Origin of the sequence: Marinomonas foliarum (assembly GCF_003337275.1) — a bacterium.
Lineage (GTDB): Bacteria > Pseudomonadota > Gammaproteobacteria > Pseudomonadales > Marinomonadaceae > Marinomonas > Marinomonas foliarum.
In genome coordinates this window covers 28215-49431 of the sequence record NZ_QPJQ01000025.1, presented here as the reverse complement: position 1 = coordinate 49431, position 21217 = coordinate 28215, and the positions used below count along the sequence as shown (strand labels likewise).

Below are 21217 nucleotides of genomic sequence, written 5' to 3'. Positions count from 1 at the left end.
GCAAGACTCCCCGGCCTTACGAGTGGGGCGAATATCCATGAAAGACTTATTAGGTCTTCTAAAATCACAGGGACAATCTGACGAGTTTGATGCGATCCGCATTGGCTTGGCGTCACCAGATATGATTCGTTCATGGTCTTACGGTGAAGTTAAGAAGCCAGAGACCATCAACTACCGTACGTTCAAACCAGAACGTGACGGTTTGTTCTGTGCAAAAATCTTTGGTCCTATTAAGGACTACGAATGCTTGTGTGGTAAATATAAGCGTTTGAAACACCGCGGTGTTATCTGTGAGAAGTGTGGCGTTGAAGTGGCTCTGTCTAAAGTGCGTCGTGAACGCATGGGGCACATTGAGCTTGCATCGCCTGTTGCTCATATTTGGTTCTTGAAATCTCTACCGTCACGTATCGGTCTTATCATGGATATGACGTTGCGTGATATTGAGCGTGTTTTGTATTTTGAATCTTTCATCGTGATTGATCCAGGTATGACGACGCTTGAAAAAGGCCAGTTGCTAAATGACGAACAGTATTTTGAAGCGCTAGAAGAATTCGGTGACGAATTTGATGCCCGTATGGGTGCGGAAGCGGTTCAAATGTTGCTTCGCGATTTGGATATGCCTGTAGAAATTAACAGCATGCGTGAAGAGCTAAACAGCACGAATTCTGAAACTCGCATTAAGAAGCTTTCTAAGCGTCTTAAGCTAGTTGAAGCATTCTATCATTCTGGTAACAACCCAGAGTGGATGGTACTAGATGTATTGCCTGTTCTTCCGCCAGATCTTCGTCCATTGGTACCACTTGAAGGTGGTCGTTTTGCGACGTCTGATTTGAACGACCTTTATCGTCGTGTGATTAACCGTAACAATCGTCTAAAACGATTACTAGAGCTATCTGCTCCAGATATCATCGTGCGTAACGAAAAACGTATGTTGCAAGAATCTGTTGATGCTTTGCTTGATAATGGTCGTCGTGGTCGCGCTATTACTGGTTCTAACAAGCGTCCTCTGAAATCTTTGGCTGATATGATCAAAGGTAAGCAAGGTCGTTTCCGTCAGAACTTGCTAGGTAAGCGTGTTGACTATTCTGGTCGTTCTGTAATTACAGTAGGTCCATCACTGCGTCTACATCAGTGTGGTCTGCCTAAGAAAATGGCACTTGAGCTATTCAAGCCATTCATTTTTTCTAAGCTTGAACTTCGTGGCATGGCGACGACAATTAAAGCGGCGAAGAAAATGGTTGAGCGTGAAACGCCTGAAGTGTGGGATATCCTTGATGAGGTTATCCGTGAACATCCAGTGATGTTGAACCGTGCGCCAACACTTCACCGTTTGGGTATCCAAGCGTTTGAACCAATGTTGATCGAAGGCAAGGCGATTCAGTTGCACCCATTAGTGTGTGCGGCATACAACGCCGATTTCGATGGTGACCAAATGGCGGTTCACGTTCCGTTGACTATAGAAGCGCAGCTAGAAGCTCGTGCTTTGATGATGTCTACGAACAACATCCTATCACCAGCAAACGGCGAGCCGATCATTGTTCCTTCCCAGGACGTTGTATTGGGTCTGTACTACATGACTCGTGAGAAAATCAATGCCAAGGGTGAAGGCATGGCGTTTTCTGACATCAAAGAAGTACACCGTGCATATGGTGCGAAACAGGTTGAATTGCATGCCAAAGTAAAAGTACGTATCAGCCAAGTTGATACGACGCTTGAAGGCGACAAAGTGCCGTCTACTTTTATTGCTGATACAACGGTTGGTCGTGCTTTGTTGTTTGATATCGTTCCTGATGGCCTACCGTTCTCCGTGGTTAACCAAACCATGAAGAAGAAGGCGATCTCTAACTTGATCAACGAATGTTACCGTAAAGTGGGCTTGAAAGAGAGCTGTATCTTTGCAGACCAATTGATGTACACAGGTTTTGCTTACGCAACAGCGTCTGGCTCTTCTGTTGGTGTTGATGACTTTGTTATCCCACCAGAAAAGGCAGAGATCATTGCTAAAGCAGAGGCAGAAGTTAAAGAAATTGAATACCAATATGCAGATGGTCTTGTAACGCAAGGCGAGAAGTACAACAAAGTAATCGATTTATGGTCTCGTACTAACGAAACTGTCACTGAAGCCATGATGAAAAACTTGGCAAAAGAGATGACTGTCAATAAAGCAGGTGAAACGGTTGAACAACAATCTTTCAACTCTGTATATATGATGGCCGACTCTGGTGCCCGTGGTAGTGTTGCACAGATGCGTCAGCTAGGTGGTATGCGTGGTTTGATGGCGAAACCAGATGGTTCCATCATCGAAACTCCAATCACTGCGAACTTCCGTGAAGGTCTATCAGTACTTCAGTACTTTACCTCTACACACGGTGCTCGTAAGGGTCTAGCCGATACAGCATTGAAAACGGCTAACTCTGGTTACTTGACTCGTCGTCTAGTAGACGTAGCGCAGGATTTGGTTATCACTGAAGTAGATTGTGGTTCTACAAACGGTATTTCCGTTGCGGCCATGATTGAAGGTGGTGACGTCGTTGTGCCGCTAGGTCATCGTGTATTGGGCCGTGTTGTTGCCCAAGACGTTATGGATACGAAAGGTGACTTGGTGTTGGCAGCTGGTACGCTGATCGATGAACATGATGTTCGTACAATTGAAGCGGCTGGTGTAGATGAGATGCTCATTCGCTCTGTTATTACCTGTGATACGCGTCATGGCGTATGTGCTAAATGTTACGGGCGCGATTTGGCTCGTGGTCATCAGGTTAATATCGGTGAGGCGATTGGTGTTGTTGCTGCACAGTCTATCGGTGAACCAGGTACACAGTTAACGATGCGTACGTTCCACATTGGTGGTGCAGCATCTCGAGCATCTGCAGTAGATAGTGTTCAGGTGAAGAGTGCCGGTACAGTGCGCTTCAATAAAATGAAGAGTATCGAGCGCCACACAGGTCATCTAGTGGTTGCATCTCGTTCTTCTGAGTTGGCAATTGCCGATGAAGCGGGTCGTGAGAAAGAGCGTTATAAGCTTCCTTACGGTGCGGTATTGAGTGTGCGTGAAGGTGATCAAGTTACTGCGGGTCAAATTGTTGCTAACTGGGATCCACATACACACCCAATTGTATCTGAGATGGAAGGTCGTCTTGAATTCAGTGGTATGGAAGAGAACGTTACTATTCGTCGTCAGTCTGACGAAATGACGGGCTTGACTACGATTGAAGTGATGGAAATGCGCGACCGTCCTGCGGCTGGTAAAGACATACGTCCGATGATTGCCGTTGTTGATGCAGAGGGTAATCCTGTATTGATTCCAGGTACTGAATCACCAGTACAGTACATGCTTCCTGAAAAAGCATTGTTGAGCCTAGATCATGGCGCGACAGTGAAATCAGGTGAGGTTCTTGCGCGTATTCCTCAAGAATCTATTGGTAACAAAGATATTACCGGTGGTTTGCCGCGAGTGGCAGATCTATTTGAGGCGCGTCGCCCGAAAGATCCAGCTGTTATGGCGGAAACGAGCGGTGTGGTTAGCTTCGGTAAAGAAACAAAAGGTAAGATTCGTTTGGTTATCACTCCTCAAAACGGTGATGATCCAGTCGAGACTTTGATTCCTAAATGGCGTCAAATCAACATCTTTGATGGTGAAGAAGTGGCTAAGGGTGAGATTATTGCCGACGGTCCTTTGAGTCCTCATGACATTTTGCGTCTTCAAGGTGTAGAAGCTTTAGCTGATTACATCACGAATGAAGTGCAGGAAGTTTACCGCTTACAAGGCGTAGTAATTAACGATAAGCACATTGAAGTTATTGTTAACCAAATGTTGCGTAAAGTAGAAGTTGGTGAGTCTGGCGATACAGATCTTATCCAAGGTGATCAGGTTGAGTTTACTCAACTTCTAGATGCCAACGAGAAAGCCGAAGCAGAAGGTAAATTCTCTGCTAAGTTTGAGCGTGTGCTACTAGGTATCACGAAAGCTTCTTTGGCTACAGAGTCCTTTATATCAGCAGCATCATTCCAAGAGACAACTCGAGTTCTTACGGAAGGTGCGGTAACTGGTAAAAAAGATCACTTGCGTGGCTTAAAAGAAAACGTTGTTGTAGGTCGCTTGATACCAGCTGGTACAGGTTTGGCATACCACAATGAACGTAAGCGTAAGAAAGAGCTTGCGTTAGCAGCAAAAGAAGGAAGTTCTTCAGTAAGTGCCTCAGATGTTGAAGAAGCATTGAGTGCAGCGCTGAAAGACTAGTTATTTGCTGTAAAATCGCGAGGGAGGTGATTTTTTAGTCGCCTCCCTATTGACTGTTTTATAGGCGCAAATTAAACTTGCGCCTCCTTAATTTTGGCGATTTCCGTCATAAGAATTGGATTTGTGGAGCTTGTCTAATGGCAACCGTTAACCAGTTGGTTCGTAAACCACGTAAACGTAAAGTGGCAAAGAGTGACGTTCCTGCGTTACAAGCTTGTCCGCAACGCCGCGGTGTCTGCACTCGCGTATATACTACTACACCTAAAAAGCCTAACTCGGCTTTGCGTAAAGTATGTCGTGTTCGCTTGACTAACGGCTTCGAAGTTACTTCCTACATCGGTGGTGAAGGTCACAACCTGCAAGAACACAGCGTAGTGCTGATTCGCGGCGGTCGTGTAAAAGACCTTCCAGGTGTTCGTTACCACACAGTACGTGGTAGCTTGGATACTTCAGGCGTACAAAATCGTAAGCAAGGCCGTTCTAAATACGGTACTAAACGTCCTAAGTAAGCTAACGTTACTTAATTCATCGTTTAGACATAATTTTTTAATACAGTAAGGCCGAGCGATAATTGCATTGTCTCGGACGAACCTGAAGAGGATATAGATATGCCTAGAAGACGCGTCGTCGCTAAGCGTGAGATCCTTCCGGATCCTAAACACGGAAGCCAGCTTCTCGCTAAATTCATTAACCATGTAATGGTTAGTGGCAAAAAATCTGTAGCAGAAAGCATCGTATATAATGCGCTAAACACTGTTGCAACGCGTGCTAAAACAGAAGAGCCAATGGCTATCTTTGAAAAAGCACTAGAATCAATCCAGCCAATGGTCGAGGTTAAGTCTCGTCGTGTTGGTGGTGCGACTTACCAAGTACCTGTTGAGGTTCGCCCAGCTCGTCGCGCAGCATTATCTATGCGTTGGTTGGTTGATGCATCTCGCAAACGTGGTGAAAAATCCATGGCTTTGCGTCTTGCTGGTGAAATTCTAGATGCTGCTGAAAATAAAGGTTCTGCTGTTAAGAAACGTGAAGACGTTCATCGCATGGCAGAAGCTAACAAAGCATTCTCTCACTACCGTTTCTAATCATCCGGAGAAGGATACACAGTGGCACGTAAAACCCCTATCAACCGCTACCGAAACATCGGTATTTGTGCGCATGTTGATGCAGGTAAAACGACGACGACTGAGCGCGTTCTTTTCTATACTGGTCTGTCTCATAAAATAGGAGAAGTGCACGATGGTGCTGCTACTATGGATTGGATGGAGCAAGAGCAAGAACGTGGTATTACCATAACTTCAGCGGCAACAACATGCTTCTGGAGTGGGATGAATAAACAGTTTGAAGAGCATCGTGTCAATATTATTGATACGCCTGGGCACGTAGATTTTACTATCGAAGTAGAGCGTTCTTTGCGTGTTCTGGATGGTGCTGTTGTTGTGCTTTGTGGTTCTTCGGGTGTGCAGCCTCAGACTGAGACTGTTTGGCGTCAAGCGAATAAATATGAAGTTCCTCGAATGGTGTTCGTCAATAAGATGGATCGTACGGGAGCTGATTTCTTTTCGGTTGTGCGTCAGTTGAAAACGCGTCTCGGTGCTAATGCTGTCCCGATTCAAATCAATGTCGGCGCTGAAGAAGATTTCAGAGGCGTAGTGGATTTGGTTTTGATGAAGGTCATAATGTGGAATGAAGAGGATCAGGGGATGACTTTCTCTTTGGAGGAAATTCCTGCTGATTTGCTTGATGAAGCGTTAGAATGGCGAGAGCTAATGGTTGAGGCTGCTGCTGAAGCAAATGAGGAGTTGATGGATAAATACCTTGAAGAAGGTGGGTTATCTGTTGAAGACATAAAGATCGGTCTGCGAGCTCGCACTTTGTCAAACGAAATTGTTTTGGTTACGTGTGGCTCTGCCTTTAAAAATAAAGGTGTGCAGGCGGTTCTGGATGCTGTTGTTGAATATTTACCTTCACCGCTTGAAGTTAAAGCGATAGAGGGTACGCTTGAAGATGGTGAGACGGTCGTTACTCGAACTGCAGATGATGAGGCTAAGTTCTCTGCATTAGCGTTTAAGATAGCGACGGATCCATTTGTTGGTACACTGACATTTATTCGTGTGTATTCAGGTATGTTGCGTTCTGGTGATGCGGTTTATAATTCTGTTAAGCAGAAGCGTGAACGTGTTGGTCGAATGGTTCAGATGCACGCTAACAATCGCGAAGAGATTAAAGAAGTGTTGGCGGGAGATATTGCTGCCATCGTGGGTATGAAGTATGTAACCACGGGTGATACGCTTTGTGATATGAATGATGTCGTTGTGCTAGAGCGTATGGAGTTTCCAGAGCCTGTGATATCTGTTGCTGTCGAGCCTCGCTCTCAGGCTGATCAAGATAAAATGGGCGTTGCGCTGGGTAAATTGGCGCAAGAAGATCCTTCTTTTCGTGTGGAGACGCATGAAGAGACTGGTCAAACAATTATTTCCGGTATGGGTGAGCTGCACCTTGATATTCTTGTCGATCGTATGCGTCGCGAGTTTAAGGTGGAGGCGAACATTGGTAAGCCTCAGGTTTCCTATCGGGAGAAAATTCGCAAAGAAGTGGTGGTTAATCACAAATTTGTGCGTCAATCCGGTGGTCGTGGTCAATACGGTCACGTCGTAATGAAGTTAATCCCAACTGATAAAGATGGGCTTGAGTTTGTTAACGAGATTGTTGGTGGTGCTATTCCTAAAGAATACATCCCTGCGGTAGAAAAGGGCATTTCAGAGCAAATGAAGAATGGTGTGATCGGTGGTTTTCCTTTATTGGGGCTAAAGGTTGTGTTGTTCGATGGTTCTTACCATGATGTTGACTCTAATGAAATGGCCTTTAAAATTGCAGCTTCTCAGGGATTAAGAAAAGGAGCAGTTGATGCTGATCCTTGTGTTCTTGAACCTGTAATGAAAGTGGAAGTTGTGACTCCTGAGGAGTACATGGGTGACGTGATGGGAGACCTGAATCGTCGTCGTGGGCTTGTTCAGGGGATGGACGATTCCCCGTCAGGTAAAATTATTCGAGCAGAAGTTCCCCTTGGGGAAATGTTTGGGTATGCGACTGACGTGCGTAGCTTGTCGCAAGGGCGTGCAAGTTATGCGATGGAGTTTGAGAAATACGCTGAAGCACCGGCTAGTGTGGCAGACGCGATCATCAAAAATGAAGATTAATCATCATACTTACTAATTCTTAAGGTGTATGTATCATGGCAAAGAGTAAATTCGAACGTAATAAACCACACGTTAACGTTGGTACTATCGGTCACGTTGACCACGGTAAAACAACTCTAACGGCAGCATTGACTCGTGTATGTGCAGAAGTATTCGGCGGAACAGCTGTTGCTTTTGATGGTATCGATAATGCTCCAGAAGAGCGTGAGCGTGGTATCACTATCTCTACTTCTCACGTAGAGTATGATTCTCCAATTCGTCACTACGCACACGTAGACTGTCCTGGGCACGCCGATTATGTTAAAAACATGATCACTGGTGCTGCTCAAATGGATGGCGCGATTCTAGTATGTGGTGCGACTGACGGCCCTATGCCTCAGACTCGTGAGCACATCCTTCTTTCTCGTCAAGTGGGTGTACCTTACATCGTAGTATTCCTTAACAAAGCAGATCTTCTAGCTGAAGATTGTGGCGGTGCAGATTCTGAAGAATATGCAGAGATGCTAGAGCTTGTTGAAATGGAGCTTCGCGATCTTCTTTCTGAATACGACTTCCCAGGTGATGATACTCCAATCATCCCAGGTTCAGCTCTAATGGCGTTGAACGGTGAAGATGATAACGAAATGGGTACAACAGCTGTTAAAACACTTGTTGAAACTCTAGATTCTTACATTCCTGAGCCAGAGCGTGCAATCGACGGTGCATTCATCATGCCTATCGAGGATGTGTTCTCTATTCAAGGCCGTGGTACAGTTGTTACAGGTCGTGTTGAGCGTGGTATCATCCGCATCCAAGAAGAGGTTGAAATTGTTGGTATCGTTGATACTACTAAGACAACTTGTACTGGTGTAGAAATGTTCCGTAAGCTTCTAGACGAAGGTCGTGCTGGTGAGAACTGTGGTATTCTTCTGCGTGGTACTAAGCGTGAAGATGTTCAGCGTGGTCAAGTGTTGGCTAAGCCTGGTTCAATCACACCTCACACTGAGTTTGAAGCAGAAGTGTATGTGTTGGGTAAAGATGAAGGTGGTCGTCACACTCCATTCTTCAAAGGCTACCGTCCTCAGTTCTACTTCCGTACAACTGACGTAACTGGTGCTTGTTCTCTTCCTGAAGGCGTAGAAATGGTTATGCCTGGTGACAACATTCAAATGACTGTTGAACTAATTCACCCAATCGCGATGGACGAAGGTCTACGTTTCGCGATCCGTGAAGGTGGTCGTACAGTTGGTGCTGGTGTTGTAGCTAAAATCCTTAAGTAATTAGATAGTAATATCTGCTTACTTTGATTTAGAAAAAGGCCACTCGCATATCGGGTGGCCTTTTTATTTTATGGTTTATTTTGTTTGTTCAGAAATTGGTTACTTGACAACCAGTTTTTGAATGGCTAATATTCGCCGTCCTTAAAAAAGGATTGTGGCCTAATAAATGTACAGTTAGGTCATTAAAACATTGTATTTGGAGTTGGAAATGCAAAGCCAAAAAATCCGTATTCGTCTGAAAGCATTTGATCATCGTCTGATCGATGCTTCAACACAAGAAATTGTGGACACAGCGAAACGTACAGGTGCGCAAGTGCGTGGACCGATTCCACTTCCTACTCGCAAAGAGCGTTATACAGTATTGATTTCTCCACACGTAAACAAAGATGCGCGTGATCAGTATGAAATCCGTACACATAAACGTGTTCTAGATATCGTTGAGCCAACTGAAAAAACAGTTGATGCTCTAATGAAGCTAGATCTTGCGGCAGGCGTGGAAGTACAAATTTCTTTGGGTTAATAGCTCAAAGTTTGGGGTGCGACAACCGGCTGGTTATCAGTCGGCTATATGCACATTAGTGGAATGATCTGGAATGATCAGCCGTAGCGGGTGATAGCCCCATACACAACTGGCAAATGAGGTAAAAAATGACTATTCAATTAGTCGGACGCAAAGCCGGAATGACACGTATCTTCACTGAAGATGGTGTATCCGTGCCAGTAACCGTCATCGAGGTTGAACCGAACCGCGTTACTCAGGTGAAAACAGCAGAAACTGACGGCTACCAAGCTGTTCAAGTAACTGTAGGTTCTCGCCGTTCGAGCCGCGTTAACAAAGCTGCTGCGGGTCATTATGCAAAAGCGAATGTTGAAGCAGGTCGTGGTTTGTGGGAGTTCCGCCTGGCAGGTGACGAAAAAGAAATCAATGTTGGTGATGAGCTAACTGTTGCTGATTTCGAATCTATCCAAATGGTTGATGTAACTGGTCAATCAAAGGGTAAAGGGTTTCAAGGTGCCATCAAGCGTCATAATTTTAGTATGCAAGACGCTACGCATGGTAACTCGTTGTCTCACCGTGCACCTGGTTCTATCGGCCAATGTCAAACACCTGGTCGTGTTTGGAAAGGCAAGAAGATGGCTGGCCATATGGGTGCTGCACAAGTAACTACTCAATCACTAGAAGTGGTTCGTGTAGACACAGAACGTAACCTTATCCTTGTGAAAGGTGCCGTACCTGGTGCAGTAAATGGTGATGTTATTCTTCAATCAGCTGTTAAAGCTCGCTAAGAGGGGTAGACAATGAACTTGAATCTAACAGGCGCGGAAGGAACTGTAGAAGTTTCTGATGTAGCCTTTGCTCGTGAATACAACGAAGCGTTGGTTCACCAAGTAGTTACATCTTACTTGGCTGGCGCTCGTCAAGGCTCACGTGCACAGAAGACACGCTCTGAAGTAGCAGGTGGTGGACGCAAACCTTGGAAACAAAAAGGTTCTGGTCGTGCACGCGCAGGTACTATCCGTAGCCCTCTATGGCGCTCTGGTGGTGTTACTTTCGCTGCTAAGCCACAAGATCACTCTCAGAAAGTGAACAAGAAGATGTACCGTGCAGCAATGCGCACCATCTGGTCTGAGCTTGTACGTCAAGACCGTCTTGTTGTTGTAGAAGATCTTAAATTGGAAGCTCCAAAAACTAAGCTCTTCATAGCAAAAATGGCAGAATTGAATATTGAGAACGCTTTGATTGTTTCCGATCAATTGGATGACAATTTATTCTTAGCGGCTCGCAACATTCCTAACGTAGATGTACGTGATGCAGCGTCTATCGACCCTGTTAGCTTGATTGCTTACGACAAAGTGTTGGTGACAGTTGGTGCTCTGAAACAAGTTGAGGAGGCACTAGCATGATCGGCGAACGTATTTATAAAGTTCTGTTGGGTCCACACATTTCCGAAAAAGCAACGATCGTAGCCGAAGGTAATGGTCAGTATGTTTTTCGTGTAACTGGTGATGCAACGAAACCTGAAATCAAACAAGCTATCGAAGCGCTTTTTGAAGTCAAAGTTGAGTCTGTTCGCACGTTGAACCATAAAGGTAAAACTAAGCGTACAGTTCGTGGTCTAGGTAAACGTAAAGACGTGAAAAAAGCGTATGTACGTTTGGCTGAAGGCCAAGACATTGATTTCATGGTCGCTGAATAAGGGGAGATAGGTCAATGGCTGTTGTTAAAAGTAAGCCAACGTCTGCAGGCCGTCGTCACGTTGTTAAAGTTACCAACAACGATTTGCACAAAGGCGCACCATATGCACCTTTGCTAGACACAAAAAGCAAATCTGGTGGACGTAACAATAACGGACGCATCACTACGCGTCACGTAGGTGGTGGTCATAAGCAGCATTACCGTATGGTTGATTTCCGTCGTAATAAAGATGGAATTTCTGCGGTAGTTGAGCGTTTGGAGTATGATCCAAACCGTTCTGCAAATATTGCATTAATTAGATATGCTGATGGTGAGCGTCGTTACATTATCGCTTCTAAAGGTATGGTCGCTGGCAATATCGTTTTTAGTGGTGCAGATGCGCCTATCAAAGCTGGTAATACTTTGCCTCTGCAAAATATCCCAGTTGGTAGTACCGTACACTGTGTCGAGCTTAAGCCAGGTAAAGGTGCACAAGTTGCACGTTCCGCTGGTGCTTCTGCTCAGCTAGTTGCTCGTGAAGGTCGCTACGTTACCCTTCGCCTACGTTCAGGCGAAATGCGTAAAGTACTGACAGAATGTCGCGCTACTTTAGGTGAAGTATCAAACTCTGAGCATAGCTTGCGAGTTCTTGGTAAAGCTGGTGCTACGCGTTGGCGTGGTGTTCGTCCTACCGTTCGCGGTTCGGCGATGAACCCAGTTGATCACCCACATGGTGGTGGTGAAGGTCGTAGCAAAGGTGGTCGTCACCCAGTTACGCCATGGGGTGTGCCTACTAAAGGTTACAAAACGCGCAGCAACAAGCGTACTGACAAACTTATTGTACGTCGCCGTACTAAGTAATAAGAGGAAACGACTGTGCCACGTTCACTAAAAAAAGGTCCTTTTATCGACCTTCATTTGTTGAAAAAGGTAGAGGCTGCGGTAGAGAAAAAAGATCGTCGTCCAATTAAAACTTGGTCACGCCGTTCTACTATCTTCCCTGATTTTGTAGGGTTGACTATCGCTGTCCATAATGGTCGCCAGCATGTTCCAGTTCTAGTAACTGAAGATATGGTCGGTCATAAATTGGGTGAGTTCGCTCCGACCCGTACATATCGTGGTCATGTCGCGGACAAGAAAGCCAAACGGTAATAAGGGGTATTAACATGAGTGAAGTAAAAGCTTCATTGAAGGGTGCTCGCCTCTCAGCGCAGAAGGCCCGTTTGGTTGTAGATCAAATCCGCGGCAAATCTGTTAGCGAAGCACTGAACATTTTAACGTTCAGTCCTAAAAAGGCGGCAGTAATTGTCAAGAAAGTACTAGAGTCTGCTATAGCTAACGCTGAGCATAACGAAGGTGCTGATGTAGATGACTTGCGTGTGTCTACGGCTTACGTTGATGAGGCTATGACTCTGAAACGTATTATGCCACGTGCCAAAGGCCGTGCTGACCGTATTCTAAAACGCGGTTGCCATATTACAGTTAAAGTCGCTGACTAATTAGGAGAAACCCAATGGGTCAGAAGGTTCATCCAACTGGTATACGCCTAGGGATAGTTAAAGATCATACTTCTACTTGGTATGCTAATAATCAAAACTACTCTAAGCTGTTATTAAACGATCTTCAGGTTCGTGCGTTCCTGGAGAAAAAATTGGTCCAGGCTTCTGTTTCTCGTATTGAGATTCAGCGTCCTGCTCAGACAGCTCGCATTACAATTCACACTGCCCGTCCGGGTATCGTGATTGGTAAGAAGGGCGAAGATGTTGAGAAGCTACGTAATGCAGTTTCTGAAATGATGGGCGTACCTGTCCATATCAACATCGAAGAAATTCGTAAGCCTGAAATGGATGCTAAATTGGTTGCGCAAAATATTGCTAGCCAACTTGAGCGTCGTGTTATGTTCCGTCGTGCTATGAAGCGCGCAGTACAGAATGCTATGCGTGCAGGCGCGAAAGGTATCAAGGTTCAGGTAAGTGGTCGTTTGGGCGGTGCAGAAATTGCACGTGCTGAGTGGTACCGTGAAGGTCGTGTACCTCTACACACTCTACGCGCTGACATTGACTACGCTACTTATGAAGCAGCTACAACTTACGGCATCATTGGCGTAAAAGTGTGGATCTTCAAAGGCGAAATCTTGGGCGGTATTGAACAAGTGCGAGCTGATAAAGGCGCACAAAAGAAGAAGTCTAAGTAGGGGGTAAGTCATGTTACAACCGAAACGTACTAAGTTCCGCAAGATGCAAAAAGGCCGTAACCGCGGCTTGGCTCTTCGCGGAAACCAAGTTAGCTTTGGTGAATTCGGATTGAAGTCCACTGAACGTGGTCGTCTTACTGCTCGTCAAATTGAAGCGGCGCGTCGTGCAATGACTCGTCACATCAAGCGTGGTGGTAAAATCTGGATTCGTGTGTTCCCTGATAAGCCGATTACCCAGAAACCTCTTGAGGTTCGTCAGGGTAAAGGTAAGGGTAGCGTAGAATACTGGGTTGCACAGATTCAACCTGGAAAAATGCTTTATGAAGTTGAGGGTGTATCAGAACAGCTAGCTCGCGAAGCATTCGCGTTGGCTGCTGCTAAGCTTCCTCTGTCCACAACTTTCGTAACGCGTACGGTGATGTAGATGAAAGCAAAAGAACTGCAAGAAAAGTCTGTAGCTGAGCTACAAGCGACCTTGATTGAACTACTACGTGAGCAATTTACTCTGCGCATGCAGAAAGCCACTGGTCAGTTAGCGCAAACTCATTTGCTCTCGCAAGTTCGCCGCAATATCGCACGTGTTAAAACCGTGCTAAATGATAAGGCAGGTAACTAAGATGGCAGAAACAAAAGCGCGTACAGCTACTGGTAAAGTAGTTAGCGATAAGATGGATAAAACCATCACGGTACTAGTTGAGCGTACAGAGAAACATCCGCTATACGGTAAGTTCATTCGTCGTTCTACTAAATTACACGCTCACGATGAAAACAATGAGTGTCAGATCGGTGATACCGTTAAGGTCGTAGAAACACGTCCTTACTCTAAGTCTAAGACTTGGAATCTGGTTCAAGTTGTCGAAAAAGCAGCAGCTGTTTAAGCTGCTCTTTCCTTCGTGAGACTTGTTATCTAATTTGATTGGAGAGCAGTAATGATTCAAACAGAATCGATGCTTGATGTTGCAGATAACAGCGGCGCAAAGCGTGTTCAGTGTATTAAAGTACTGGGTGGCTCACATCGTCGTTATGCTGCTATCGGTGACATCATTAAGGTCACAGTGAAAGAAGCGATCCCACGTGGTCGTGTTAAAAAAGGGCAGGTTCTAAACGCAGTTGTTGTTAGAACTAAGAAAGGTGTTCGTCGTTCTGATGGCTCAGTAATCCGTTTTGATGTAAACTCAGCGGTTCTATTGAATGCTTCAGGACAGCCTATTGGTACTCGTATCTTTGGCCCTGTAACACGTGAATTGCGCACAGAGCAGTTCATGAAAATTGTTTCTCTTGCGCCTGAAGTGCTGTAAGAGAGAGAGGGGACATTATGCGCAAAATCAAACGTAACGACGAAATTATCGTGATTGCTGGGAAAGACAAAGGTAAGCGCGGTAAAGTTGTTAAGGTAGTAGACGAAAACCGAGTTCTAGTTTCTGGCATTAACACTGTTAAGAAGCACGAGAAACCAAACCCTATGAAGGGTTCAACTGGTGGTATCGTTGAACAAGAAGCACCTATCCAGGTTTCTAATGTAGCCATTTTTAACAATGCTACGGGTAAAGCGGATCGCGTCGGCTTTAAATTGAATGAAGATGGTACGAAAGTGCGTATCTTTAAATCAAATAGTGAAGCGATCGACGCCTAAGAGCGAGAATTATAGCCATGGCGAGACTTAAGCAAGTTTATAAAGATCAAGTGGTAGCAAAACTTACTGAAGAGTTTAGTTACCAAAACGTGATGGAAGTGCCGAAAATCACTAAAATCACATTAAATATGGGTGTTGGTGAAGCTATCGCAGACAAGAAACTTCTTGAGCATGCGGTAAATGATCTTGAAGCACTTAGCGGCCAAAAAGTTGTAGTGACTAAGGCTCGTAAATCAGTAGCAGGCTTTAAAATCCGTGACGGTTATCCGATCGGTTGTAAAGTAACTCTACGTGGTGAGCGTATGTGGGATTTCTTTGACCGTTTGGTTGATGTTGCTATCCCGCGTATCCGTGACTTCCGTGGGCTTAATCCTAAGTCTTTCGACGGTCGTGGTAACTACAGCATGGGTGTTAAAGAGCAGATTATCTTCCCTGAAATCGACTACGATAAAGTTGATCGTGTACGTGGTATGGATATTACCATCACAACGACAGCTCGTACCGACGAAGAAGGTCGTGCTTTGCTAGCCGCCTTTAGTTTCCCTTTCAAGAAATAAGAGGTAGGAATCATGGCTAAAATATCAATGATTCAGCGCGAAGCAAAACGCACCAAATTAGTAGCTAAGTTCGCTGAAAAGCGTGCGGCTCTAAAGGCGATCATTAGTGACGTTAATGCATCGGACGATGAAAAGTGGGAAGCGACGCTTAAATTGCAAGCGCTTCCACGCGATTCATCTTCTTCACGCCAGCGTAACCGTTGCCAAATTACAGGTCGTCCGCACGGTGTATACCGTCGCTTCGGTCTGTCTCGTATCAAACTGCGTGAAGCAGCGATGCGTGGTGACGTGCCAGGCTTGAAGAAAGCTAGTTGGTAAGCAAGTAGAGCGCGATCATAATACATGGCAGTGAGTGGAGTGTCTAAATACTGGACATTCTGCTCGCTGCTGTGTACTATGCGCGAGCTCTATTTGCTGCACAATGGTTTTTTAAATTAGGAGCTCTTAAATGAGTATGCAAGATACCCTTGCGGATATGTTTACACGTATTCGTAATGCACAGATGGCGTCTAAGACATCTGTGAGTATGCCTTCATCTAAAATGAAGGCGTCGATTGCTGCTGTACTACGCGAAGAAGGTTACGTTGGTGACTTTTCCGTAGATGAAGCAGTAAAACCAACACTTACTATCGAGTTGAAATACTACGAAGGTAAGCCTGTTATCGAACAAATCAAACGCGCATCTCGCCCAAGTTTGCGTCAATACAAAGGCACTAGTGCTCTACCTAAAGTAGAAGCTGGCCTTGGTGTTGCTATCATCTCCACCTCTAAAGGTGTGATGACAGACCGTGCAGCTCGTGCTGCTGGTATCGGTGGCGAAGTAATCTGCACAGTATTCTAGGAGTTAGTATGTCTCGAGTTGCTAATAGTCCCGTGACGCTTCCTAGTGGTGTAGATTTGACCCTAAATGGCCAAAATGTTGTTGTTAAAGGCGGCAAAGGTTCATTAGAGTTTAATGTTCACACAAGCGTTCAAGTGTCTAAAGAAGAAAATGTTATTACCTTCGCTGCGCGCGATGGTGCAAAACAAAGCCGTGCCTTAGCTGGTACAACTCGTGCGTTGATTAACAACATGGTTGTTGGTGTTAGTCAGGGTTTCGAGAAAAGATTGCTTCTTCAAGGTGTTGGTTACCGTGCTGTGCTTAAAGGCAACGTACTTAACCTATCTCTGGGTTTTTCTCATCCAGTAGATTACGAACTACCTGAAGGCATAACAGCTGAATGCGCTTCTCAAACAGAAGTTGTGATCCGTGGCATTGATAAACAAGCCGTGGGACAAGTTGCTGCAGAAGTTCGCGGTTTCCGTCCACCAGAGCCATATAAAGGCAAGGGTGTTCGCTATTCTGACGAAGTGATTCGTCGTAAAGAAGCTAAGAAGAAGTAGGTAGGCATTCATGAACACTAAAAAACAATCTCGGATTCGTCGTGCACGTCGTGCTCGTTTGCATATTCGTGACTTAGGTGCGAATCGTCTAACTGTACATCGCACACCACGCCATATGTATGCTCAAGTGATTTCTCCTTGTGGTAGTAAAGTGCTAGCTAGTGCTTCTACTCTTGAAGAGGCTCTTCGTGGCACAGCGACAGGCAACAAAACGGCGGCTAAAGAAGTCGGCACTTTGATTGCTACACGCGCTAAAGAAGCAGGTGTCACTTCGGTCGCTTTCGACCGTTCTGGCTTCAAATACCATGGCCGCGTTCAGGTTCTTGCTGACGCTGCACGTGAAGCCGGTCTAGAGTTCTAAGGGGTAGCAAATGGCAGTTAATGATCAACAAACTAGCGACCTCCAAGAGAAGCTAGTTCAAGTAAACCGCGTTGCTAAAGTTGTAAAGGGTGGTCGTATCTTCTCTTTCACAGCTTTGACAGTCGTTGGTGATGGTAAAGGTAAAGTTGGCTTTGGTCGCGGTAAAGCGCGCGAAGTTCCACAGGCGATTCAAAAAGCAATGGAACAAGCTCGTCGCAACATGGTTTCTGTTAAGCTTGATGGCGATACTCTTCAGTATCCTGTTAAAGCGAACCACGGCGCGTCTAAAGTTTACATGCAGCCTGCGTCACAAGGTACTGGCATCATCGCCGGTGGTGCAATGCGTGCGGTTCTAGAGATCGCTGGCGTTCACAACGTATTGGCTAAATGTTACGGTTCTACAAACCCAGTAAACGTGGTTCGCGCTACGATCAAAGGTTTGCAGGATATGAAAGCACCTGAACAAATCGCAGCAAAACGCGGTAAGTCAGTCGATCAAATTTTGGGGTAATGTGTCATGGCGAATAATACCATCACAGTTCAACTAACCCGCAGCCCGATCGGTCGTCTTCCAAAGCACCGTGAAACTGTAAAAGGCTTGGGTTTGCGTAAAGTTGGCCAAACTCGTCAGTTGGAAGATACTCCTTCTGTACGTGGTATGGTTAATAAAGTTTATTATATGGTTAAAGTGGTAGGGGAATAACATGTTCTTAAATACACTTCGTCCTGGCGAAGGTAGCAAACATGCTCCTAAACGTGTTGGTCGCGGCATTGGTAGCGGCTTGGGCAAAACCGGCGGACGAGGCCATAAAGGTCTTAAATCTCGTTCTGGTGGCTCAGTAAAACCTGGTTTTGAAGGTGGTCAAATGCCTTTGCAGCGTCGTCTGCCAAAATTCGGTTTCACTTCACGTCAGGCAAAGTATGTTGCTGAGGTTCGTTTAAACGAGCTTGCTGCTGTAAATGCTGAAGTTGTAGATTTGGCTGCTTTGAAAGGCGCCGACATCCTAGGTCATCAAATTAAGACTGCACGTGTAATCTTGTCTGGTTCTATCGACAAAGCTGTTACTGTTCGTGGTCTTAAAGTGACTAAAGGTGCTCGTGCTGCTATCGAAGCTGCCGGCGGAAAAGTCGAGGAATAAATGGCAAAGCGTGGCTCACTACCTGCTGGCATGCAAAATGGATTAAGCGAGCTTTGGTCTCGCATCCGTTTTGTGTTTCTAGCAATTATTGTATATCGAATTGGTGCACACATTCCTGTTCCAGGTATTAATCCTGATAGGTTGTCTGCTTTATTTGATCAAAATGAAGGCACTATTCTGAGTTTATTTAACGTATTCTCAGGGGGCGCGCTTGAGCGCATGAGTATTTTTGCGCTTGGGATTTTGCCCTATATTTCTGCCTCTATTATTATGCAGTTATTGACGGTTGTGAGTCCTCAGCTAGAGCAACTTAAGAAAGAGGGTGAGGCGGGGCGTCGAAAGATAACTCAATACACTCGTTACGGTACTGTTTTGCTTGCTTTAGTTCAGTCTGCCAGTATGGCGGTTGGTCTAGCAAGCCAAGGGATTTCCTTTAGTAGTGGTATAGAGTTTTATGCTGTTGCTGTAGTGACCCTTGTTGCTGGTACTGTTTTCTTGATGTGGTTAGGCGAGCAGGTAACAGAAAAAGGTATTGGTAATGGTATTTCCATTCTTATCTTTGCTGGTATTGTTGCAGGCCTACCATCTGCTCTAGGCCGTTCATTTGAGTCGGCTCGTCAAGGCGATATTAATATTTTGGCTTTGTTGTTGATTGGTATTTTAGCTATTGCGACTATCGCGTTCGTGGTTTTCATTGAACGTGGTCAACGTCGGATTACGGTTAATTATGCCAAGCGTCAGCAAGGCAAAAAAGTGTTTGCCGCACAAAAGAGTCATTTGCCTCTTAAAGTGAATATGGCTGGTGTAATTCCACCTATCTTTGCTTCAAGTATCCTTCTGTTCCCAGCCTCGATCGGCCAATGGTTTGGTCAAGGTGAAGGCATGGAATGGTTGCAAAATATCTCTTTGGCTCTAGCTCCTGGGCAACCGCTCTATGTGTTGTTATTTGCGATAGCAATTGTTTTCTTTTGCTTCTTCTATACGGCACTAGTGTTCAACCCTAAAGATGTGGCAGATAACTTGAAAAAATCCGGTGCTTTTTTGCCGGGTATTCGTCCAGGCGATCATACAGCTCGATATATTGATGGTGTAATGACCCGTTTGACATTGTTTGGTGCTTTATACATCACTCTAGTGTCACTGATGCCTCAATTCTTTGTTGTTGCGTGGAATGTCCCATTCTACTTTGGCGGTACTTCTATGTTGATCGTAGTGGTAGTTGTCATGGACTTTATGTCGCAAGTTCAAAGTCATTTGATGAGTCAGCAATACGAGTCGTTAATGAAGAAATCTAATCTGACTGGTTATGGTCCAAATGGCCTAATGCGTTAAGCGTAGGTTGGAGTTGAACATGAAAGTACGTGCATCTGTAAAGAAAATCTGTCGTAACTGTAAAATCGTTCGTCGTAACGGTTCAGTTCGAGTGATTTGCATTGAGCCTCGTCACAAACAGCGTCAAGGTTAATCGCGAGTTCGCTCGATGATAGGTAAGGGTGGTTGATTTATGTCCTAAAGATAGGCATAATCAGCCGCCCTCATGAAAGTAAAATGATGAATTAACATTTAATCATCAATAACAACGGAGTAAAGTGAATGGCTCGTATAGCCGGTGTCAATATTCCTGACAATAAACATGCGGTCATTTCTCTGACTTACATCTTCGGAATTGGTCGCACTCGTTCGCGCGCTATTTGCGCCGCTACAGGTGTTGCAGAAACTGCGAAAATCGGTTCATTAAGTGATGATATCCTTGATGAACTTCGTGGCGAAGTTGGTAAGTATACTGTAGAGGGTGACTTGCGTCGTGAAGTCAGTATGTCTATCAAACGTTTGATGGACTTGGGTTGCAACCGCGGGATTCGTCATCGCCGCAGCCTACCAGTTCGTGGTCAACGTACCAAAACGAACGCTCGTACACGAAAAGGTCCTCGTAAACCTATTCGTAAGTAATTAGAACGCGTTTCGCTCTAGCCACTAAGTTTGCTAGAGCTGAGCATTAAATAGGAAAGTGCAATATGGCTAAGCCAGCTACGCGCAACACCAAGAAGAAAGTCAAAAAGACGGTCGTCGATGGTGTTGCTCATGTACATGCGTCATTTAATAACACGATCGTGACTATCACTGACCGCCAAGGCAATGCTTTGTCTTGGGCTACTGCCGGTGGTTCTGGTTTTCGTGGTTCTCGTAAAAGTACTCCTTTCGCAGCTCAAGTAGCAGCGGAACGTGCCGGTGCTGTCGCACAAGAGTTCGGCCTTAAAAACGTTGACGTAATGATTAAGGGCCCTGGTCCTGGTCGTGAGTCCGCAGTTCGTGCATTGAATGCATTGGGCTTGCGTATTAATAACATCACAGATGTGACGCCAATCCCGCACAACGGTTGCCGTCCACCTAAGAAACGTCGCGTTTAATTGAGGAGACAGATACATGGCTCGTTATATAGGTCCAACTTGTAAGTTGTCTCGTCGTGAAGGTACCGACTTGCAATTGAAGAGCGGTTCACGCGCTCTTGAGTCGAAATGTAAAGTAGAGACAGTTCCTGGTGTGCATGGCGCACGTCGCGGACGTCTTTCTGATTACGGCTTGCAGTTACGTGAGAAACAAAAAGTACGTCGTATGTATGGCGTTCTTGAAAAGCAATTTCGTAATTACTACAAATCTGCTGCCCGTCTAAAAGGCGCTACAGGTGAAAACCTTCTGCAACTTTTAGAATCACGTTTAGATAACGTTGTATACCGCGCAGGTTTTGGTTCTACACGTGCGGAAGCTCGTCAGTTAGTAGGCCATAAAGGCATTCTAGTAAATGGCGCAACGGTTAACATCCCGTCTTACCAAGTTAAAGCTGGTGACGTTGTGTCTATCCGTGAAAAAGCTAAGAAGCAATTGCGTGTACAAAGCGCACTAGAGCTATCTAAAGGTCGTGCACCGATCCATTGGATCGAAGTTGATTCAACTAAACTGGAAGCAACTTATAAAGCTGTTCCAGAGCGTGCCGATTTATCAGCTGAAATTAATGAGAACCTAATTGTCGAACTTTACTCTAAGTAAGTCGGTAATTAGGATTAAGAAATAGGTGGATCT

The 21217-nt window shown here is 45.2% G+C and carries 31 protein-coding genes; all 31 read left to right on the top strand.

Translation table 11 applies throughout. The annotated features are described in order from the left end of the window. Positions 1 to 37: 37 nt before the first annotated feature. The 31 genes from rpoC (at position 38) to rpsD (ending at position 21184) form a co-directional block, all read left to right on the top strand. Positions 38 to 4240, top strand: coding sequence for a DNA-directed RNA polymerase subunit beta' (gene rpoC, locus DFP77_RS13115; protein WP_114412706.1), 4203 nt, complete (start codon positions 38 to 40; stop codon positions 4238 to 4240). A 137-nt stretch (positions 4241 to 4377) separates the two neighbouring features. Further along, on the top strand, positions 4378 to 4749 hold the full coding sequence (gene rpsL / locus DFP77_RS13110) for a 30S ribosomal protein S12 (RefSeq protein ID WP_013659444.1): 372 nt from the start codon (positions 4378 to 4380) through the stop codon (positions 4747 to 4749). A gap of 99 nt (positions 4750 to 4848) precedes the next feature. Then, complete coding sequence (rpsG, locus tag DFP77_RS13105; protein ID WP_111608625.1) at positions 4849 to 5322, top strand: 30S ribosomal protein S7; 474 nt, start codon at positions 4849 to 4851, stop codon at positions 5320 to 5322. A 21-nt stretch (positions 5323 to 5343) separates the two neighbouring features. Beyond that, on the top strand, positions 5344 to 7437 hold the full coding sequence (gene fusA / locus DFP77_RS13100) for an elongation factor G (protein ID WP_114412705.1): 2094 nt from the start codon (positions 5344 to 5346) through the stop codon (positions 7435 to 7437). Between the two features lie 35 nt (positions 7438 to 7472). Beyond that, positions 7473 to 8696 (top strand): elongation factor Tu, encoded by a 1224-nt coding sequence (tuf, locus tag DFP77_RS13095; RefSeq protein ID WP_114412704.1) that lies wholly within the window; start codon positions 7473 to 7475, stop codon positions 8694 to 8696. Positions 8697 to 8904: 208 nt separating this feature from the next. Continuing rightward, positions 8905 to 9216: a 30S ribosomal protein S10 gene (gene rpsJ, locus DFP77_RS13090; protein WP_012071937.1), complete on the top strand. Its 312-nt coding sequence runs from the start codon at positions 8905 to 8907 to the stop codon at positions 9214 to 9216. Between the two features lie 128 nt (positions 9217 to 9344). After that, the gene (gene rplC / locus DFP77_RS13085; protein WP_114412703.1) at positions 9345 to 9983 is read left to right on the top strand and encodes a 50S ribosomal protein L3; all 639 of its coding nucleotides are present in this window, start codon (positions 9345 to 9347) and stop codon (positions 9981 to 9983) included. A 12-nt stretch (positions 9984 to 9995) separates the two neighbouring features. Beyond that, positions 9996 to 10601: a 50S ribosomal protein L4 gene (rplD, locus tag DFP77_RS13080; RefSeq protein ID WP_113918284.1), complete on the top strand. Its 606-nt coding sequence runs from the start codon at positions 9996 to 9998 to the stop codon at positions 10599 to 10601. Further along, positions 10598 to 10894, top strand: coding sequence for a 50S ribosomal protein L23 (gene rplW / locus DFP77_RS13075; protein ID WP_012071934.1), 297 nt, complete (start codon positions 10598 to 10600; stop codon positions 10892 to 10894). Before rplD ends, rplW begins: the two co-directional genes overlap by 4 nt. A 14-nt stretch (positions 10895 to 10908) precedes the next feature. Then, positions 10909 to 11733, top strand: a complete 825-nt coding sequence (gene rplB / locus DFP77_RS13070) for a 50S ribosomal protein L2 (protein WP_114412702.1) — start codon at positions 10909 to 10911, stop codon at positions 11731 to 11733. A gap of 15 nt (positions 11734 to 11748) precedes the next feature. Beyond that, positions 11749 to 12024 (top strand): 30S ribosomal protein S19, encoded by a 276-nt coding sequence (rpsS, locus tag DFP77_RS13065; RefSeq protein ID WP_114412701.1) that lies wholly within the window; start codon positions 11749 to 11751, stop codon positions 12022 to 12024. A 14-nt stretch (positions 12025 to 12038) separates the two neighbouring features. After that, on the top strand, positions 12039 to 12371 hold the full coding sequence (gene rplV / locus DFP77_RS13060) for a 50S ribosomal protein L22 (protein WP_012071931.1): 333 nt from the start codon (positions 12039 to 12041) through the stop codon (positions 12369 to 12371). A 14-nt stretch (positions 12372 to 12385) separates the two neighbouring features. Further along, entirely contained in the window at positions 12386 to 13066 is a 681-nt protein-coding gene (gene rpsC / locus DFP77_RS13055) for a 30S ribosomal protein S3 (RefSeq protein WP_012071930.1), read from the top strand. 10 nt (positions 13067 to 13076) lie between these two features. Further along, positions 13077 to 13490: a 50S ribosomal protein L16 gene (gene rplP / locus DFP77_RS13050; protein WP_110577369.1), complete on the top strand. Its 414-nt coding sequence runs from the start codon at positions 13077 to 13079 to the stop codon at positions 13488 to 13490. Beyond that, on the top strand, positions 13491 to 13682 hold the full coding sequence (rpmC, locus tag DFP77_RS13045) for a 50S ribosomal protein L29 (RefSeq protein ID WP_110577370.1): 192 nt from the start codon (positions 13491 to 13493) through the stop codon (positions 13680 to 13682). A gap of 1 nt (position 13683) precedes the next feature. Beyond that, positions 13684 to 13944, top strand: a complete 261-nt coding sequence (gene rpsQ / locus DFP77_RS13040; protein WP_110577371.1) for a 30S ribosomal protein S17 — start codon at positions 13684 to 13686, stop codon at positions 13942 to 13944. A 51-nt stretch (positions 13945 to 13995) separates the two neighbouring features. Further along, positions 13996 to 14364 (top strand): 50S ribosomal protein L14, encoded by a 369-nt coding sequence (gene rplN, locus DFP77_RS13035; protein ID WP_067020125.1) that lies wholly within the window; start codon positions 13996 to 13998, stop codon positions 14362 to 14364. Positions 14365 to 14381: 17 nt separating this feature from the next. Next, positions 14382 to 14699, top strand: a complete 318-nt coding sequence (rplX, locus tag DFP77_RS13030) for a 50S ribosomal protein L24 (protein WP_036163130.1) — start codon at positions 14382 to 14384, stop codon at positions 14697 to 14699. A 17-nt stretch (positions 14700 to 14716) separates the two neighbouring features. After that, on the top strand, positions 14717 to 15256 hold the full coding sequence (gene rplE, locus DFP77_RS13025; protein ID WP_114412700.1) for a 50S ribosomal protein L5: 540 nt from the start codon (positions 14717 to 14719) through the stop codon (positions 15254 to 15256). A 12-nt stretch (positions 15257 to 15268) separates the two neighbouring features. Beyond that, on the top strand, positions 15269 to 15574 hold the full coding sequence (gene rpsN, locus DFP77_RS13020) for a 30S ribosomal protein S14 (RefSeq protein WP_110577373.1): 306 nt from the start codon (positions 15269 to 15271) through the stop codon (positions 15572 to 15574). Between the two features lie 130 nt (positions 15575 to 15704). After that, entirely contained in the window at positions 15705 to 16097 is a 393-nt protein-coding gene (rpsH, locus tag DFP77_RS13015; protein WP_110577374.1) for a 30S ribosomal protein S8, read from the top strand. Positions 16098 to 16105: 8 nt separating this feature from the next. Continuing rightward, the gene (rplF, locus tag DFP77_RS13010; protein ID WP_114412699.1) at positions 16106 to 16639 is read left to right on the top strand and encodes a 50S ribosomal protein L6; all 534 of its coding nucleotides are present in this window, start codon (positions 16106 to 16108) and stop codon (positions 16637 to 16639) included. 10 nt (positions 16640 to 16649) lie between these two features. Continuing rightward, on the top strand, positions 16650 to 17000 hold the full coding sequence (gene rplR / locus DFP77_RS13005) for a 50S ribosomal protein L18 (RefSeq protein ID WP_114412698.1): 351 nt from the start codon (positions 16650 to 16652) through the stop codon (positions 16998 to 17000). Positions 17001 to 17010: 10 nt separating this feature from the next. Continuing rightward, positions 17011 to 17511: a 30S ribosomal protein S5 gene (rpsE, locus tag DFP77_RS13000; RefSeq protein WP_113918292.1), complete on the top strand. Its 501-nt coding sequence runs from the start codon at positions 17011 to 17013 to the stop codon at positions 17509 to 17511. Between the two features lie 6 nt (positions 17512 to 17517). Continuing rightward, the gene (rpmD, locus tag DFP77_RS12995; protein ID WP_111608639.1) at positions 17518 to 17703 is read left to right on the top strand and encodes a 50S ribosomal protein L30; all 186 of its coding nucleotides are present in this window, start codon (positions 17518 to 17520) and stop codon (positions 17701 to 17703) included. Position 17704: 1 nt separating this feature from the next. Further along, positions 17705 to 18139 carry a 50S ribosomal protein L15 gene (gene rplO / locus DFP77_RS12990; protein ID WP_111608640.1) on the top strand — a complete coding sequence of 145 codons (435 nt, stop codon included), beginning with the start codon at positions 17705 to 17707 and terminating at the stop codon, positions 18137 to 18139. Further along, positions 18140 to 19471 carry a preprotein translocase subunit SecY gene (gene secY / locus DFP77_RS12985; protein ID WP_114412697.1) on the top strand — a complete coding sequence of 444 codons (1332 nt, stop codon included), beginning with the start codon at positions 18140 to 18142 and terminating at the stop codon, positions 19469 to 19471. It begins immediately after the preceding gene. 19 nt (positions 19472 to 19490) lie between these two features. Continuing rightward, entirely contained in the window at positions 19491 to 19604 is a 114-nt protein-coding gene (gene rpmJ / locus DFP77_RS12980) for a 50S ribosomal protein L36 (protein WP_110577380.1), read from the top strand. Between the two features lie 128 nt (positions 19605 to 19732). Further along, the gene (gene rpsM / locus DFP77_RS12975) at positions 19733 to 20089 is read left to right on the top strand and encodes a 30S ribosomal protein S13 (protein ID WP_114412696.1); all 357 of its coding nucleotides are present in this window, start codon (positions 19733 to 19735) and stop codon (positions 20087 to 20089) included. Between the two features lie 65 nt (positions 20090 to 20154). Beyond that, positions 20155 to 20547, top strand: a complete 393-nt coding sequence (rpsK, locus tag DFP77_RS12970) for a 30S ribosomal protein S11 (protein ID WP_009836290.1) — start codon at positions 20155 to 20157, stop codon at positions 20545 to 20547. Positions 20548 to 20563: 16 nt separating this feature from the next. Then, complete coding sequence (gene rpsD, locus DFP77_RS12965) at positions 20564 to 21184, top strand: 30S ribosomal protein S4 (protein ID WP_114412695.1); 621 nt, start codon at positions 20564 to 20566, stop codon at positions 21182 to 21184. The last annotated feature ends 33 nt before the right edge of the window (positions 21185 to 21217 follow it).

Excerpts from the sequence above, each read along its gene's own strand:
- rplP (WP_110577369.1), top strand. The coding sequence starts at position 13,077 with ATGTTACAACCGAAACGTACTAAGTTCCGCAAGATGCAAAAAGGCCGT.
- rpmC (WP_110577370.1), top strand. The coding sequence starts at position 13,491 with ATGAAAGCAAAAGAACTGCAAGAAAAGTCTGTAGCTGAGCTACAAGCG.
- rplF (WP_114412699.1), top strand. The coding sequence starts at position 16,106 with ATGTCTCGAGTTGCTAATAGTCCCGTGACGCTTCCTAGTGGTGTAGAT.
- rpoC (WP_114412706.1), top strand. The coding sequence starts at position 38 with ATGAAAGACTTATTAGGTCTTCTAAAATCACAGGGACAATCTGACGAG.
- rplR (WP_114412698.1), top strand. The coding sequence starts at position 16,650 with ATGAACACTAAAAAACAATCTCGGATTCGTCGTGCACGTCGTGCTCGT.
- rpmJ (WP_110577380.1), top strand. The coding sequence starts at position 19,491 with ATGAAAGTACGTGCATCTGTAAAGAAAATCTGTCGTAACTGTAAAATC.
- rplE (WP_114412700.1), top strand. The coding sequence starts at position 14,717 with ATGGCGAGACTTAAGCAAGTTTATAAAGATCAAGTGGTAGCAAAACTT.
- rplB (WP_114412702.1), top strand. The coding sequence starts at position 10,909 with ATGGCTGTTGTTAAAAGTAAGCCAACGTCTGCAGGCCGTCGTCACGTT.
- rpsG (WP_111608625.1), top strand. The coding sequence starts at position 4,849 with ATGCCTAGAAGACGCGTCGTCGCTAAGCGTGAGATCCTTCCGGATCCT.
- rplW (WP_012071934.1), top strand. The coding sequence starts at position 10,598 with ATGATCGGCGAACGTATTTATAAAGTTCTGTTGGGTCCACACATTTCC.
- rpsM (WP_114412696.1), top strand. The coding sequence starts at position 19,733 with ATGGCTCGTATAGCCGGTGTCAATATTCCTGACAATAAACATGCGGTC.
- rpsJ (WP_012071937.1), top strand. The coding sequence starts at position 8,905 with ATGCAAAGCCAAAAAATCCGTATTCGTCTGAAAGCATTTGATCATCGT.
- rpsE (WP_113918292.1), top strand. The coding sequence starts at position 17,011 with ATGGCAGTTAATGATCAACAAACTAGCGACCTCCAAGAGAAGCTAGTT.
- rplN (WP_067020125.1), top strand. The coding sequence starts at position 13,996 with ATGATTCAAACAGAATCGATGCTTGATGTTGCAGATAACAGCGGCGCA.
- rpsN (WP_110577373.1), top strand. The coding sequence starts at position 15,269 with ATGGCTAAAATATCAATGATTCAGCGCGAAGCAAAACGCACCAAATTA.
- rpmD (WP_111608639.1), top strand. The coding sequence starts at position 17,518 with ATGGCGAATAATACCATCACAGTTCAACTAACCCGCAGCCCGATCGGT.
- rpsK (WP_009836290.1), top strand. The coding sequence starts at position 20,155 with ATGGCTAAGCCAGCTACGCGCAACACCAAGAAGAAAGTCAAAAAGACG.
- tuf (WP_114412704.1), top strand. The coding sequence starts at position 7,473 with ATGGCAAAGAGTAAATTCGAACGTAATAAACCACACGTTAACGTTGGT.
- rpsQ (WP_110577371.1), top strand. The coding sequence starts at position 13,684 with ATGGCAGAAACAAAAGCGCGTACAGCTACTGGTAAAGTAGTTAGCGAT.
- rpsL (WP_013659444.1), top strand. The coding sequence starts at position 4,378 with ATGGCAACCGTTAACCAGTTGGTTCGTAAACCACGTAAACGTAAAGTG.
- rplC (WP_114412703.1), top strand. The coding sequence starts at position 9,345 with ATGACTATTCAATTAGTCGGACGCAAAGCCGGAATGACACGTATCTTC.
- rpsH (WP_110577374.1), top strand. The coding sequence starts at position 15,705 with ATGAGTATGCAAGATACCCTTGCGGATATGTTTACACGTATTCGTAAT.
- rplX (WP_036163130.1), top strand. The coding sequence starts at position 14,382 with ATGCGCAAAATCAAACGTAACGACGAAATTATCGTGATTGCTGGGAAA.
- rplD (WP_113918284.1), top strand. The coding sequence starts at position 9,996 with ATGAACTTGAATCTAACAGGCGCGGAAGGAACTGTAGAAGTTTCTGAT.
- rpsC (WP_012071930.1), top strand. The coding sequence starts at position 12,386 with ATGGGTCAGAAGGTTCATCCAACTGGTATACGCCTAGGGATAGTTAAA.
- rplO (WP_111608640.1), top strand. The coding sequence starts at position 17,705 with ATGTTCTTAAATACACTTCGTCCTGGCGAAGGTAGCAAACATGCTCCT.
- rpsD (WP_114412695.1), top strand. The coding sequence starts at position 20,564 with ATGGCTCGTTATATAGGTCCAACTTGTAAGTTGTCTCGTCGTGAAGGT.
- secY (WP_114412697.1), top strand. The coding sequence starts at position 18,140 with ATGGCAAAGCGTGGCTCACTACCTGCTGGCATGCAAAATGGATTAAGC.
- rplV (WP_012071931.1), top strand. The coding sequence starts at position 12,039 with ATGAGTGAAGTAAAAGCTTCATTGAAGGGTGCTCGCCTCTCAGCGCAG.